The organism is Halomonas rhizosphaerae, from assembly GCF_030012485.1.
GTDB lineage: Bacteria > Pseudomonadota > Gammaproteobacteria > Pseudomonadales > Halomonadaceae > Halomonas > Halomonas rhizosphaerae.
This window is the reverse complement of the sequence record NZ_JASCQQ010000005.1, coordinates 103,947-116,987: the sequence shown is the minus strand read 5'-3', so window position 1 is coordinate 116,987 and position 13,041 is coordinate 103,947. Positions and strand designations below refer to the sequence as shown.

Genomic DNA, 13,041 nt, shown 5'->3' with positions numbered 1-13,041 from the left:
GGCCTTCGTCACGAGTGGCGCATATTCTACCGAAGCCGGCGTCTCCGTCAAGCGGGAATTTCGCGAAACAACCCGAAAAACCCAAACAGAAACAACCACTTCTGCCACTCATCACCGCCTGCAACGTGTGCCCGTCGCCGGCAGCGGATCCGTACTTTACGGATTTCCCCGCGGCCAAGCAAGGCCTTCATGAAAAAAAGTTTCACGCCTCCCCGACGAGTCATCCACAGGGCCTGGTGTCAGGCGCCTGTGGATGACCTTAGCCCGAAGCGGAGCGGCTGGCCCGGTCGAGCAGCGAGAGAATCGAGCGGTAGGGGATGTTGCCGTGCTGGCTCAGGCCGATCTCGCAGGTGCGCGAGTTCGAGTAGCCGGCACTGCACCCCTTCACCTGCTCCGCCAGTCCCTCCAGTGCGGAGGCATTCAGCTCCGGGGTCGTGAACCCCTTGTCTCCGGCGAAACCGCAGCAGGTAATCTCCGCGGGCACCACCACCTCCCGGGCACAGGCTCGCACCAGCCCGACGAACTTGTCGGCCAGCCCCATGCGGGTGCTCGAGCAGGTGACGTGCACGGCGACCCTCTCGTCGAGCGGCGTGACAGCGAGCCGGGGCAGCAGGTGGTCATGGGCGAAGGCGACCGGTTCCAGCATCTCGAGTCGCTCATCCAGGTGCTCCCGCATCTGCAGGGTGCAGGGACTGGTGTCGCAGAGCACCGGATAGCGCCCGTTCTGGCTCGCCACCAGCAGCTCGCGGTTGAGTTCACGCGCCTTGTGGTTGGCCTCCTCGTACTGCCCCTTGGACTTGAAGGCCATGCCACAGCACAGGTGGCCGATCATCTCCGGCAGGATCACCTCGAAGCCAGCCTTGTCGAGCAGCGCCAGGGTGATCTCCATCACCGAGCGTGACTCGGCCTCATCGTCATGGGCCGTCCCGAAGATGCGGGTGGCACAGGAGGGCAGGTAGACCACCTTGTCCCTCGATACATCCCCCGACGGCGCATGTTCCAGCACCCGGACCGGCGCCGACCTGGGCAGGGCCGGACTCCACTGGGGCAAGCGGTCACCGCTCAACCGACGCGCACCGGTACTCATCTTTTCCATCAGGTTGACGCCCAGCACGGCGCGCGCCGCGCCCGCCGCGGTCAGACCGCCCCGCGCCGCACGCGTCGCCCCGGAGAAGTGTCGGCCGATGCGCCTGGCCAGGGCGGCCTTGTCCAGCGAGCGGTCGCGACGCAGCTGACGCACCATTTCACCGGTATCGATGCCCACCGGACACTGGGTGGCGCAGAGCCCCGTGGCCGCACAGGTGTCGATGCCCTGGTAGACATAGGCCTCCTCGAGCTGCTTCATGCGGTCCTTGTCGGCGTCGGTGACCTGGTTACCCAACGCCTCGAGCCTCGCCAGCTCGCGACGGATCACGATGCGCTGGCGTGGCGTCAGCGTCAGGTCGGTCGAAGGGCAGACTGCCTCGCAGAAACCGCATTCGATGCACTTGTCGACGATCGCGTCGGCCGCCGGCAGGGGCTTGAGGTTCTCCAGGTGCAGCGTCGGGTTGCGGCTGAGGATCACCTCGGGATTGAGCAGATTGCCGGGATCGAAGAGCGCCTTGATCTCCCACATCAGCGCATAGGCCTCGGGCCCCCACTCCAGTTCCACGTAGGGCGCCATGTTGCGCCCGGTGCCGTGCTCGGCCTTGAGCGAACCGCCATACTCCACGCCGACCAGCTGCGCCACTTCGTCCATCAGCGCCTGGTAGCGCTCCACCTCGCCGGGCTTCTCGAAGCCCTGGGGAAAGACGAAGTGCAGGTTTCCCTCCAGGGCGTGCCCGAAGAGGATCGCATCCCGGTAGCCATGCCGATGGAAGATATCGGTCAGCGCCAGCACGCCCTCGTCGAGACGCTCGATGGGAAAGGCCACGTCCTCGATGATCACCGTGGTGCCGGTCTCGCGCACCGCCCCCACGGCAGGGAACAGCCCCTTGCGGATCTTCCAGTAGAGGGCATAGGTAGCGGCGTCGCGGGTGAAGGTGACCGGCTCCAGTGTCTGGATGCCCTCGAGGGTCGCCTGCACCGCCTGCATGCGCGCCTCGAGCTCGGCCTCGTCGTTGCCACGCACGTCGACCAGCAGCGCCGCCGCCCCCTCGGGTAGCGTCCTCAGCACCGCGGGCATGCCAGGCTGGTCCTGCACGGAGCGCAGCGCGGCCCGGTCCATCAGCTCCACGGCGGAGACCGGCGCCTGCTTGAGGGCGATGGTCGCGCGGCAGGTCGTGCCCATGTCGGGGAAGAAGGCCAGCGCCGCGGCCTTCAGGGGCTCGTCGACCACGGTGTCGTAGGTGATGGTGCTGATGAACCCCAGGGTACCCTCGGAGCCGATCATCAGGTGCTTGAGGATCTCGATGCCATCACTGAAATCGACTAGGCTGTTGAGGGCGTAGCCGGTGGTGTTCTTGAGCCGGTACTTGTGGCGGATCTTCCCGGCCAGGGCATCGTTGCCCTGCGTCTGGGCGGCAAGGCGTTCGAGCCCCGCCAGCAGCACCCCATGGGAGGCCCGGAAGGCGGCGACGCTCGCGGCGTCGGCGGTATCGAGCAGGCTGCCGTCGGCCAGGATCACCCGGATGTCGCGCACCGTGCGATAGCTGTTCTGGGCCGTGCCGCAGCACATCCCCGAGGCATTGTTGGCGGCGATGCCGCCGACCATGCAGCTGGCGATGGAGGCCGGGTCGGGACCGATCTTGCGCCCGTAGGGGGCCAGCAGCTGGTTCGCCCTGGCCCCGATAACCCCGGGCTGCAGGCGGATCGCCTGGCCCTCGTCGAGGACCGCATGGTCCCTCCAGCCGCGGCCGAACTGGATCAGTACCGAGTCGGTCACCGCCTGGCCGGAAAGCGAGGTACCGGCGGCGCGAAAGGTCACCGGCAGCTCGCGCTCCCGGCACTCCGCCAGGGTCCGCTGCAGCTCCGCCTCGTTCTCGGGGCGGACCACCAGTTGCGGAACCAGCCGGTAGAAGCTGGCATCGGTACCGTAGGCCAGGGTACGCAGCGGGTCGTCGATCAGCCGCTCGGCGGGTATCGTCGCCGCCAGCGCCGCCTTCAACTCGCGCCAGGCGGTCTTGGACGTCATGTCTCTTCCCCCACCGCGGTGCCGGCATGGCGCACGATGACCACCAGCTCGCGGGGCCCATGGACCCCGTAGGCCAGGGTCTGCTCGATGTCCGCGGTCTTGCTGGGCCCGGAGATCAGCAGGGCGTTGGTGGGCATGCCGCCGGCCCAGCCCTGGGCCTCGACGACATCGAAGAAGGTGTCCTCGAGGGTATGGGCGTCCAGCATCGCAATATGCACCGGCGGCACCAGGCTGATCAGCCGCGGCTCGTCCGGCGTTGGCCAGAGCCACAGGCTGCCGGTCTCGGCGATGGCCCCGCGGGTCGAGGTCAGGCCCGCATCGACGCTCTCGAACTGCTCGCGCTGCCAGGACTCGATGTCGCGGTCGACGTCGACCAGCTCCACCTCGGTATCGGCCAGGGCGCGGCGCGCCTCGGCGGCCACCGGGTGCTGCTTCCCCAGTGCCAGCCGGCGCACGCCCTTGTCGGCGAGCACCCTGGCCAGGGTCTCGGTCCAGTCATCCCCGTCCGCGTGGATAACCTCGCCGTGCACCGAGGCGATCCAGCGCTCGAAGCGCACCAGGCGCTCCTCCTGGCTCCAGCCTCTATGGGTCACCACGGCGAAGTCGCTCTCTGGGGCGCTCAGCGGGCCGTCGGCCCGCTCGCGCAGGCGCTTGAGAATGGCGTTGCGGGCACTCATCAGCGCTCCTCCTCGCGGGTCTTGTTCGCCTGATGGCGCTTGACCAGTGCATGCAGGGTGGTGCCCGCCGGCTTGGGGGCGGTGCGGTAGTCGGTCCAGGCGCCCAGCTTAGAGGGCGTCAGCGCCCTGAGCTTGCCAGCCACTGCGGTGCCGGCGCGCCAGGCGGAAGGATGGGTCGCCATCCACTGGAAACCCTTCCAGGCGGCGGCTTCCTTCCGGGTGCGCTTGACGCCTGCACCGGCCACGTTGCCGCGCCCCTCGCCCACCGACTCGCGACGCAGGCGCACCAGCAGGTCGGGGATCGGGATCTTCACCGGGCACACCTCGCCACAGGCGCCACACAGGCTCGAGGCCGTGGGCAGGTCCTTGGTGTCATCCAGGCCCATCAGGTGGGGCGACAGGATGCTGCCGATGGGGCCCGGGTAGGTGGTGCCGTAGGTGTGGCCGCCGACCCGGGTGTAGACGGGACAGTGGTTCATGCAGGCGCCGCAGCGGATGCAGCGCAGGGTATCGAGCAGTTCGTCGTCCTGGTAGATGCTGGAGCGACCGCTGTCCACCAGCACCAGGTGCACCTCCCTGGGCCCGTCATGCTCGTCCTCCTTGCGCGGCGAGCTGATCATGTTGAAGTAGGTGGTGACGTGCTGCCCGGTGGCCGAGCGGGTCAGCAGGGCATAGAGGGGCGGCACGTCGCGCAGGTGCTCGACGACCTTCTCGATGCCGGTCACGGCCACGTGTACCGGCGGTACCGTGGTGGTCATGCGGCCGTTGCCCTCGTTCTCCACCAGGCACAAGGTGCCGGTCTCGGCCACCGCGAAGTTGACACCGGAGACCCCCACGTCGGCGGCCATGAAGCGCTCGCGGAGCTGCTGCCTGGCCGCCGCGGTCATGTAGTCGACGTCTCGGGTGCGCTCGGTGCCGGTCTTGTCGTGCATGATGTCGGAGATCTCATCGGTGTTCAGATGGATCGCCGGCATGATGATGTGCGAGGGCGTCTGCTCGTTGAGCTGCACCAGGTACTCGCCGAGGTCGGATTCCAGCGCCTCGATGCCCGCCGCCTCGAGGTGAGCGTTCAGGTGCATCTCCTCGGAGACCATCGACTTGCCCTTGATCACCGACCTGGCGTCGTGGGACTGGCAGATATCGCGGATGATCCGGCAGGCCTGCTCGCCATCCTCGGCCCAGTGCACCTTTATGCCGTTGGCTTCGCAGTTGGCCTCGAGCTGCTCGAGCAGGTCAGGCAGCTTCGCGAGTGCCCGCAGGCGGATGTTGGCGCCCAGCTCGCGCAGGGTCTCCAGGTCCCAGTCGCCGAAGCTGTCGCGGCGCTTGCTCATCAGGCCATCCATCGCCTTGCGGAAGTTGGCGCGGATCTGTGGATTGCCGAGGGCATCATGGGCCTGGCGGTGAAATTCCCGGGGGGTGAAGGTCTGCACGCTCATGAGGTCCTCCGCCACAGGTAGCTGGCGATGTGCTCGCCCTTGACCGGCTTATTCTGCTGCTCGAAGCGCCCGCCGATGTTCATCATGCAACCGCAGTCGGAGGTCACGAAGCGCTGGGCGCCGGCCTCCGCGATGGCCGTGGTCTTGTCCTCCACCATGGCGGCGGAGACCTCGGGATGACGCACGGCGAAGGTGCCGCCGAAGCCGCAGCACTCGGCGGCGCGTGCCTGCTCCACCACCTCGACCTGGCCGAGCTGGGCCAGCAGGGCCGGGCCGGTCTCGGCCAGTCCCATCTCGCGCCGGGCGCTGCAGGAGGTGTGCATGGCGACCTTCTCCGGTTCGCCGCGATCCTCGAGCTTCAGGTGACAGACATGGACCAGGAACTCGGTCAGCTCATGGATCCGCCCGGCCACTTCATTGGCCTGCTCCTCGAGGTCGGTCCCGGCAAAGAGCTGGGGGTAGTGGGTGCGCATCATGCCGCCGCAGGAGCCGGAGGGCACCACGATCGGCCAGGGCTCGGGGAAGAGGCCGAGCTGGGCCGCCGCCACTGCCCGGGCCTCCTGCTGGTAGCCCGACGTGTAGGCCGGTTGCCCGCAACAGGTCTGGTCCTCGGGAAAGAGCACCTCGATGCCCTCCCGCTCGAGCAGGCGGATAGCGTCCAGGCCAGCCTCCGGATAGAAGAGGTCGACGAGGCAGGTCCCGAAGAAATAGACCTTCTCCGGCTTCGGTGGATAGAGCTTGACTGGCGTCATGGCAGATCCTGGACAGCGCAGGAGCACGGCAGCATTGCGCTGAAGTCGTTGATTCGGGCTACGGAAAATTGGTAAAACCAATTGACACTGAAATGTTGCCGCACATTAGGAGGCGGAGCCTGCAGTGTCAAACGCGCAAGGCCCGCTTCCCAGCCTCGCTCGCCTATACTTTAGTCTATCGGTTTCAACGCTTTTCCCAACATGCTGATGTGGCAGGAGAAATTCAGACGGCCTGACGCAGGGACAGCGCGCCGTTGACGCGGTGTTTGGTAATACCAATTTGATGGCGATACCATGCCGACTTTCGCCACGTGTTCCGGAGCCACCACCATGGCCTATCAACCCGTCCGACAGCCTCGCCTCGCCGACGTCATCACCGAGCGCCTCGAGGCGCTGATCCTCGAGGGGAGCCTGAAGCCAGGCCAGCGCCTGCCGCCGGAGCGCGAACTGGCCGAGCGCTTCGGCGTCTCGCGCCCCTCGCTGCGCGAAGCAATCCAGAAGCTGTCGGCCCGCGGCCTGCTGACCAGCCGCCAGGGTGGCGGCACCTTCATCAGCGAGGAGCTCAACAGCGGCTACAGCGACCCGCTGCTGGAAATGCTCTCGCGCCACGGGGAGTTCCACCTCGACCTGCTCGAGTTCCGCGACGCCATGGAGGGCATCTCCGCCTACTATGCCGCCCTGCGCTCCACGCCCACCGACAAGGCGCTGCTGATCAAGCGCTTCGAGGAGCTCGAGGCGTGCTTCAAGGGCCGTGACCCGGCGCTCGAGGCCCGCGCCGACGCGGCCTTCCACATGGCCATTGCCGAATCGGCCCACAACGTGCTGCTGCTGCATACCATCCGAGGCATCTTCCACCTGCTGGAGAAGAGCATCGTCGACAACCTGGCCCACCTGTTCGAGAAGCCCGAATCGCGCCCCCTGCTGATGAAGCAACACCGCGACCTGCTCGATGCGATCCTCGAGGGCCGGGCCGAGGACGCCCGCACCCGCGCCCACGAACACCTGGTTTTCGTGGAAGAGGGGCTGCTCGAGGTCGAGCGCGCCGAGACCCGGGCCCAGCGCGCCCTGCGCCGCGCCCAGGTCATGCCCGCGACCTCACGCTGAGGCGGCCATGCCGACGACGTCCCGCCGCCGGGCCCGCCAGCTGCTCTGGTTGCTGATGCCCCTCGGCCTGGTGCTCGCCATGTGGCAGGCCGCCCTGCTGGCCCGCGACCAGGCCCTGCAGGGGCTGCGCCAGGACGCCGAGAACGAGCTGCGCCTCTCGGCGGCGAGCCTGGTCGGCCATCTCTCTCGCCACGACTACCTGCCCGACCTGCTCGCCTCGCGGGAAATGGTCAGGCGCTTCCTGGCCTCCCCGGAGAGCCAGGACCCCATGCCCCTCAACCGGCTGCTGGACCGCTTCAGGGCCACCGCCGGCGTCTCGGACATCTACCTGATCGACCGCCACGGCGACACCCTGGCCGCCAGCAACTGGCATCGCCCCAACACCTTCATCGGCCAGAACTACGCCTTCCGCAGCTACTTCCAGGACGCCATCGCCGGTCACGCCGGGCGTTTCTATGGCCTGGGCGTGCAGTCCCGGGAGCGCGGCTACTACTTCTCGGCGCCGGTATGGCTCGACGACACCGCACCGGACGCCAGCCCCGATGGCGTCATGGTGGTGAAGGTGCTGCTCGACACCCTGGAGGCGAGCTGGGCGGAGCAGGATGCCGAGCTGCTGGTCACCGACAAGGACGACATCATCTTCATGGCCAGCCGCCCGGAGCTGCGCATGCGGGCCCTGCAGCCGCTCTCCGGCGATGAGCGGGAGGCGCTGCTGGATACCCGTCGCTATGCCGACGAGCCGCTGGCCCCCGCCGGCATCGAGATCACCGGGAGCCCGGGCGAGCACAGCCAGCGGGTCGGCTTCCGGCGGGGACCGCTGGCCGAGGACGACTATCTGGGCCTGTCGCGCCCCATGCCGGCGTTCGGCTGGGAGATGCATATCCTCAAGTCGCTGGCGCCGGTGATCCAGGCCCAGTGGCTCGCCGCCCTGCTGGCCGGCGGCCTCTACGGCGTGGTGGTCCTGGCCGGCGGCATCGGCTGGCAGCGCCTGCGGCTGCGCCGCGAGCGCGAGCAGTTCGCCGAGCGGGAGCGGCGCACCCTGGCCCGGGCCCGCGACGAGCTGGAGCTCAACGTCCAGCGCCGCACCCGCGACCTGGTCGAGACCAACCGGCGCCTCTCCGGCGAGATCGAGGAGCGCCGCCGCGCCGAGGAGCGACTGCGCCAGACCCGCGACGAGCTGATTCAGGCCGCCAAGCTCGCCGTGCTCGGCCAGCTCGCCGCCGGCATCAACCACGAGCTCAACCAGCCGCTGGCGGCGATTCGCGCCTATGCCGAGAATGCCGCCGCCTTCCTGGCGCGCAGCCGCACCGAAGCGGCGAGCAGCAACCTGGCGCAGATCATCGAGCTCACCGAGCGCATGGCCGAGATCAGTGCCCAACTGCGCCAGTTCTCGCGCAAGAGCGGTGACAGGCCCACCAGCGTCTCGGTCCCCGCCTGCTTCGGCTACGCCCTGCGGCTCTTCCAGTCGCGGCTGCGCGATGCCGGGGTCGCCGTCGAGCGCGACTGGCCCGAGGAGGAGGCCTGGGTGCGCGCCGACCTGGTGCGCCTGGAGCAGGTGCTGGTCAACCTGATCGGCAATGCGCTACAGGCCATGGCCCAGACCGAGACGCCGCGACTGCAGCTCGGCATCGAGCCCGACGGCGGCGAGGTGCGGATCCGGGTCATCGACAACGGCCCAGGCATCGCCGAGGCCCACCTGGGGCGGATCTTCGAGCCCTTCTTCACCACCAAGTCGCCGGGCAGCGGCCTGGGGCTGGGGCTGTCGATCTCGGCGCGCATCATCGACGACCTGGGCGGCCGGCTGGCGGCGGACAATGCCCCTGGCGGCGGCGCCCGCTTCACCATTACCCTGCCCCGCGACCCCGGTCCCGAGGCGACCGGCGACACCAGGCCCGAGGAGCACGACACCCATGCATGAGCCGGCGACCCTTCCGGTGATGATCATTGACGACGAGGCGCACCTGCGCATCACCGCCGGCCAGACCCTGGAGCTGGCGGGGTACGAGCCCCGCGCCTTCGAGAGCGCCGAGGCCGCCCTGGCGGCCCTGACGCCGGACTTCCCCGGGGTGGTCGTCAGCGACATCCGCATGCCCGGCATGGACGGCATGGCCCTGCTGCGCGAGGTGCGCGGCCGCGACCCCGACCTGCCGGTGATCCTGATCACCGGCCATGGCGACATCTCCACCGCCGTGGAGGCGATGCGCGAGGGCGCCTGGGATTTCCTGGAGAAGCCCTTCGCCGGTGAGCGCCTGGTGGAGATGGTGCGCCGCGGCATCGACAAGCGCCGCCTGAGCCTCGAGAACCGTGCGCTCAAGGCCGAGCTCGAGGCCCAGCAATCGGCCCCGGGCCCACGCCTGGTGGGGCGCACCCCGGCCATCCAGCGCCTCGCCTCCATGGTCCAGCGCATCAGCCAGGTGGAGACCGACGTGCTGCTGTTCGGCGAGACCGGGGCCGGCAAGGACCTGGTGGCCCGGGCCATCCACGAGCGCAGCTGCCGCGGCGGCCACCCCTTCGTGGCCATCAACTGCGGCGCCGTCCCCGAGAGCATCATCGAGTCGGAGCTGTTCGGCCACGAGAAGGGCGCCTTCACCGGGGCCGTGGAGCGGCGCATCGGCAAATTCGAGCATGCCCAGGGGGGCACGGTGTTCCTCGACGAGATCGAGTCGATGCCGCTGTCGCTGCAGGTCAAGCTGCTGCGGGTGCTGCAGGAGCGCTCCATCGAGCGCCTCGGGGCCAACGTGCCGGTGCCCCTGGACCTGCGCGTGATCGCCGCTACCAAGGTCGACCTCAGGGCCGCGGCCGAGGCGGGACGCTTCCGCGAGGACCTCTACTACCGGCTCGAGGTGGTCACCCTGCCGATCCCTTCGCTGCGCGAGCGGCGCGAGGACATCCCGCTGCTGTTCCAGCACTTCGCCGTGGTCGCCGCCAACCGCAGCGGGCTGGAGGCCCCGCCGCTGGATGCCGCCGGCATCTCCGCGTTGCTCGCCCACGACTGGCCGGGCAACGTGCGCGAGCTGCGCAACCTGGCCGAGCGCTACGTGCTGCTCGGCGCCACCTGCGACTACCGCCTGGATGCCCTGCTCGAGGGGGTGGGCAGCGACAGCGGCGACCTGGCCCTGCCCCAGCAGGTGGAGCTGTTCGAGAAGAGCCTGATCGACCAGGCCCTGGCCCGCCACCGTGGCTGCGTCAGTGAGGCCTGCGAGCAGCTCGGCCTGCCGCGCAAGACCCTCTACGACAAGCTCAGGAAGTACGGCCTAAAGGCCGAGGACTACCGCCAGAGCGAGGCCCCCTGACGGAGCAGCTCCTGCAGCGTTCCCCAGGGGGGCAGCCAGGGGATCAGTGCGGCGACGAGCACCAGCATGAGCGCCGAGTTGCCCGGCTGGCGATAGTCGAACAGCTTGAACGCCGTGCCGAAGGAGCGCTTGATGCGCGTCCCCACCAGGTCGACGCTGTAGAGCTCATCGAGCAGCAGGTGGATCAGCGTACCCAGCACCAGCGCCAGCCCCTGGGCCCAGGCCATCCAGGCCTCCTGCAGGAGCCACTGGTAGCTGGCCACCGTGGTCGCCAGCCCGCACAGCAGCGATGCCAGCAGCGAATGCCAGATACCCCGATGCACCGAGAAGCGCCTGAACACGGCACTCAGCACATAGCGCACGCCGACATACAGGCCGCCACAGGCGACGATGAGCCCCCCCGGGCCGAGCCATGCCTGCAGCAGCAGGGCGCCCACCACCACCGACAGCACGGCGAGCAGGGTGAAGATCAGGCGGATCGCATGGGAATTGTCGGCATCGACATCCGGCAGGATCCCGCCGAACGCGGTCAGGATGGCCAGGGAGGCGGCGTCGGTGGCGGACAGCGAGGTAGCCTGCCAGGCGCCCAGACCCAGCAGCGCGCCACCGGCCACCGCGACGCCGAGGTGGGTACGAAAATCGGCCATGTGCAGAGACTCGAAAATACTGGATGAATACCCAGATTATGCGCAGCATGGCCATAAAAAACAATCAGTTGCCAATTGGCGACAGGCTCAGCCTGCCAGGTACTCGTCCTTCAACCTGACGTAGTTGCCGGCGGTGTAGGGGAAGAAGGCCCGCTCGGTCTCCTTGAGCGGGCGCAGCGCCTTGGCCGGGTTGCCGGCGTAGACGTGGCCGCTCTCCAGGCGCTTGCCCGGCGTCACCACGGCACCGGCGGCGATGATCACCTCGTCCTCGACCACGGCCCCGTCCATGACGATCGCGCCCATGCCCACCAGGATGCGGTTGCCCAGGGTGCAACCGTGGAGGATCGCCTTGTGGCCGATGGTCACCTCCTCGCCGATGGTCAGCGGGAAGCCGTCGGGGTTGAAGTCGCTGGCATGGGTGATGTGCAGCACGCTGCCGTCCTGCACGCTGGTGCGCGCGCCGATGCGGATGCGGTGCATGTCGCCGCGGATCACCGCCATGGGCCACACCGAGCAGTCGTCGCCCAGCACCACGTCACCCAGCACCATGCAGGCCGGATCGATATAGACCCGCGCACCCAGCTGCGGCGTCTGTCCCTTCCAGGGTCGCAGGCTCGTTGCCTCGCTCATTGCTCACCTCTTCTTGTCAGGTCCGGCGCTTCAGATCAGTCCGGCCAACAATACTACCAGCGTCAACGGGATCGACACCCAGCGCACCAGGGCCCGCCAGGCACGGAAACCGTTGGGGCCGGCATCCAGCGCCCGCAGGGTGGCCTCCTCGGGCATCACCCAGGCGGCGAAGATGGCGATCAAGAGCCCGCCCAGCGGCAGGAAGATCTCCGGCGGAATGGTGCTGACCAGCTCGAAGGGATTCATGCCGAACAGCACCCGGGTCTCGGCCAGGCTCGAGAAGGAGAGCACCGAGAGCATCCCCAGCCCCCAGACCGCCAGCCCCACCACGGCCGCCGCCGGGCCCCGCCGCAGGCCCCAGCCCTGCAGGGTGGCGACCATGGGCTCGGCCAGGTTGATCGAGGAGGTCCAGGTGGCCAGCAGCAGCAGCAGGAAGAACAGCGAGAGCCACAGCGGCCCCCCGGGGAGCTCGGCGAAGGCCACCGGCAGGGTGACGAACATCAGCCCCGGCCCCTCGCCGGGGTCCATGCCCTGGGCGAACACCACCGAGAAGATGGCGATGCCGGCCAGCAGGGCCACCGTCACGTCGAGCACCGCCACCGAGACGGCGGCCCGGGGCAGGCTCTGGTGGTCGGGCATGTAGGCGCCATAGGCCATCAGCGCACAGGCGCCCACCGCCAGGGTGAAGAAGGCGTGCCCCATGGCCTGCAGCATCACCATGGGCGTCACCGCCGAGAGGTCGGGCAGGAACAGCCAGGCCAGTGCCGGACCGAAGCCCTCGGTGGTGGCCGCGTAGCCCGCCAGCACCAGCAGCAGCAGGTAGAGCATCGGCATCAGCAGGTTGTTGAGCTTCTCCAGGCCCTTGGCCACCCCGGCAGCGACCACCAGCATGGTCATCATCAGGAAGAGGGTATGGTTGAAGGTCATGCGCCCGGAGTCGGCGAGGAAGGCCTCGAAGCCGGCGCCGATCTCCGCCGCGCTGCGCCCCACGAAGTCACCGTTGACCGCGGCCACCAGGAATTCGATGGACCAGCCCGAGACCACCGAGTAGAAGGAGAGGATGCAGAACACGGTGAAGGCGCCGAACAGGCCCAGCCAGCGCCAGTGGCCACTCGCCCCGGCCTGACCGGCCAGATGGCCCAGCGACTGCATGGGGCTGCGGCGTCCGGCGCGGCCGATCAGGATCTCGGCCATCATCACCGGTAGCCCCAGCAGCAGCACGAAGGCCACGTAGAGCAGCAGGAAGGCGGCGCCACCGTTCTCCCCGGTGATGTAGGGGAAGCGCCAGATGTTGCCCAGCCCCACCGCCGCCCCGGTCACTGCCAGGATGAAGGCGCGCCGCGTGCTCCAGCGCTCCAGCGTCTCGTTCATGGGTCCACTCCGCGAGCCT

At 68.6% G+C, this 13,041-nt stretch carries 11 protein-coding genes; 4 read left to right on the top strand and 7 right to left on the bottom strand.

What is annotated here, in order from left to right:
• Positions 1–193, top strand: a 193-nt coding sequence (locus QLQ86_RS02000) for a hypothetical protein (protein ID WP_282815759.1), incomplete at its 5' end; no start/stop codon positions are given.
• Between the two features lie 66 nt (positions 194–259).
• Here the strand turns inward: QLQ86_RS02000 and QLQ86_RS01995 are convergent.
• From QLQ86_RS01995 to QLQ86_RS01980, 4 genes are read right to left on the bottom strand one after another with little or no spacing between them, the layout of a single operon-like run.
• Positions 260–3,112, bottom strand: a complete 2,853-nt coding sequence (locus QLQ86_RS01995) for an FAD-binding and (Fe-S)-binding domain-containing protein (protein WP_282734990.1) — start codon at positions 3,110–3,112, stop codon at positions 260–262.
• A complete protein-coding gene (locus QLQ86_RS01990) occupies positions 3,109–3,789 on the bottom strand; it encodes a LutC/YkgG family protein (RefSeq protein ID WP_282734991.1) in 681 nt (226 codons plus the stop codon). Before QLQ86_RS01990 ends, QLQ86_RS01995 begins: the two co-directional genes overlap by 4 nt.
• Positions 3,789–5,225 carry a LutB/LldF family L-lactate oxidation iron-sulfur protein gene (locus QLQ86_RS01985; RefSeq protein ID WP_282815758.1) on the bottom strand — a complete coding sequence of 479 codons (1,437 nt, stop codon included), beginning with the start codon at positions 5,223–5,225 and terminating at the stop codon, positions 3,789–3,791. Before QLQ86_RS01985 ends, QLQ86_RS01990 begins: the two co-directional genes overlap by 1 nt.
• Entirely contained in the window at positions 5,222–5,977 is a 756-nt protein-coding gene (locus tag QLQ86_RS01980) for a (Fe-S)-binding protein (protein WP_282815757.1), read from the bottom strand. Before QLQ86_RS01980 ends, QLQ86_RS01985 begins: the two co-directional genes overlap by 4 nt.
• Before the next feature lie 330 nt (positions 5,978–6,307).
• Here QLQ86_RS01980 and QLQ86_RS01975 point away from each other — a divergent pair, with 330 nt between their 5' ends.
• The 3 genes from QLQ86_RS01975 to QLQ86_RS01965 are packed head-to-tail and all read left to right on the top strand — an operon-like array spanning position 6,308 to position 10,374.
• Positions 6,308–7,081: a GntR family transcriptional regulator gene (locus tag QLQ86_RS01975; RefSeq protein WP_282815756.1), complete on the top strand. Its 774-nt coding sequence runs from the start codon at positions 6,308–6,310 to the stop codon at positions 7,079–7,081.
• A 7-nt stretch (positions 7,082–7,088) separates the two neighbouring features.
• Positions 7,089–8,999 carry a sensor histidine kinase gene (locus tag QLQ86_RS01970; RefSeq protein WP_282815755.1) on the top strand — a complete coding sequence of 637 codons (1,911 nt, stop codon included), beginning with the start codon at positions 7,089–7,091 and terminating at the stop codon, positions 8,997–8,999.
• The gene (locus tag QLQ86_RS01965) at positions 8,992–10,374 is read left to right on the top strand and encodes a sigma-54-dependent transcriptional regulator (RefSeq protein WP_282734995.1); all 1,383 of its coding nucleotides are present in this window, start codon (positions 8,992–8,994) and stop codon (positions 10,372–10,374) included. Before QLQ86_RS01970 ends, QLQ86_RS01965 begins: the two co-directional genes overlap by 8 nt.
• On the opposite strand, the gene QLQ86_RS01960 is transcribed toward QLQ86_RS01965, so the two are convergent.
• The 3 genes from QLQ86_RS01960 to QLQ86_RS01950 form a co-directional block, all read right to left on the bottom strand.
• Positions 10,350–11,021: a metal-dependent hydrolase gene (locus tag QLQ86_RS01960; protein WP_282734996.1), complete on the bottom strand. Its 672-nt coding sequence runs from the start codon at positions 11,019–11,021 to the stop codon at positions 10,350–10,352. The genes QLQ86_RS01965 and QLQ86_RS01960 overlap by 25 nt on opposite strands.
• A gap of 87 nt (positions 11,022–11,108) precedes the next feature.
• Entirely contained in the window at positions 11,109–11,651 is a 543-nt protein-coding gene (locus QLQ86_RS01955) for a gamma carbonic anhydrase family protein (RefSeq protein WP_282815754.1), read from the bottom strand.
• Between the two features lie 30 nt (positions 11,652–11,681).
• The gene (locus QLQ86_RS01950) at positions 11,682–13,022 is read right to left on the bottom strand and encodes a sodium-dependent transporter (protein WP_282815753.1); all 1,341 of its coding nucleotides are present in this window, start codon (positions 13,020–13,022) and stop codon (positions 11,682–11,684) included.
• Positions 13,023–13,041 lie beyond the last annotated feature (19 nt).

Excerpts from the sequence above, each read along its gene's own strand:
- QLQ86_RS01995 (WP_282734990.1), bottom strand. The coding sequence starts at position 3,112 with ATGACGTCCAAGACCGCCTGGCGCGAGTTGAAGGCGGCGCTGGCGGCG.
- QLQ86_RS01990 (WP_282734991.1), bottom strand. The coding sequence starts at position 3,789 with ATGAGTGCCCGCAACGCCATTCTCAAGCGCCTGCGCGAGCGGGCCGAC.
- QLQ86_RS01985 (WP_282815758.1), bottom strand. The coding sequence starts at position 5,225 with ATGAGCGTGCAGACCTTCACCCCCCGGGAATTTCACCGCCAGGCCCAT.
- QLQ86_RS01980 (WP_282815757.1), bottom strand. The coding sequence starts at position 5,977 with ATGACGCCAGTCAAGCTCTATCCACCGAAGCCGGAGAAGGTCTATTTC.
- QLQ86_RS01975 (WP_282815756.1), top strand. The coding sequence starts at position 6,308 with ATGGCCTATCAACCCGTCCGACAGCCTCGCCTCGCCGACGTCATCACC.
- QLQ86_RS01970 (WP_282815755.1), top strand. The coding sequence starts at position 7,089 with ATGCCGACGACGTCCCGCCGCCGGGCCCGCCAGCTGCTCTGGTTGCTG.
- QLQ86_RS01965 (WP_282734995.1), top strand. The coding sequence starts at position 8,992 with ATGCATGAGCCGGCGACCCTTCCGGTGATGATCATTGACGACGAGGCG.
- QLQ86_RS01960 (WP_282734996.1), bottom strand. The coding sequence starts at position 11,021 with ATGGCCGATTTTCGTACCCACCTCGGCGTCGCGGTGGCCGGTGGCGCG.
- QLQ86_RS01955 (WP_282815754.1), bottom strand. The coding sequence starts at position 11,651 with ATGAGCGAGGCAACGAGCCTGCGACCCTGGAAGGGACAGACGCCGCAG.
- QLQ86_RS01950 (WP_282815753.1), bottom strand. The coding sequence starts at position 13,022 with ATGAACGAGACGCTGGAGCGCTGGAGCACGCGGCGCGCCTTCATCCTG.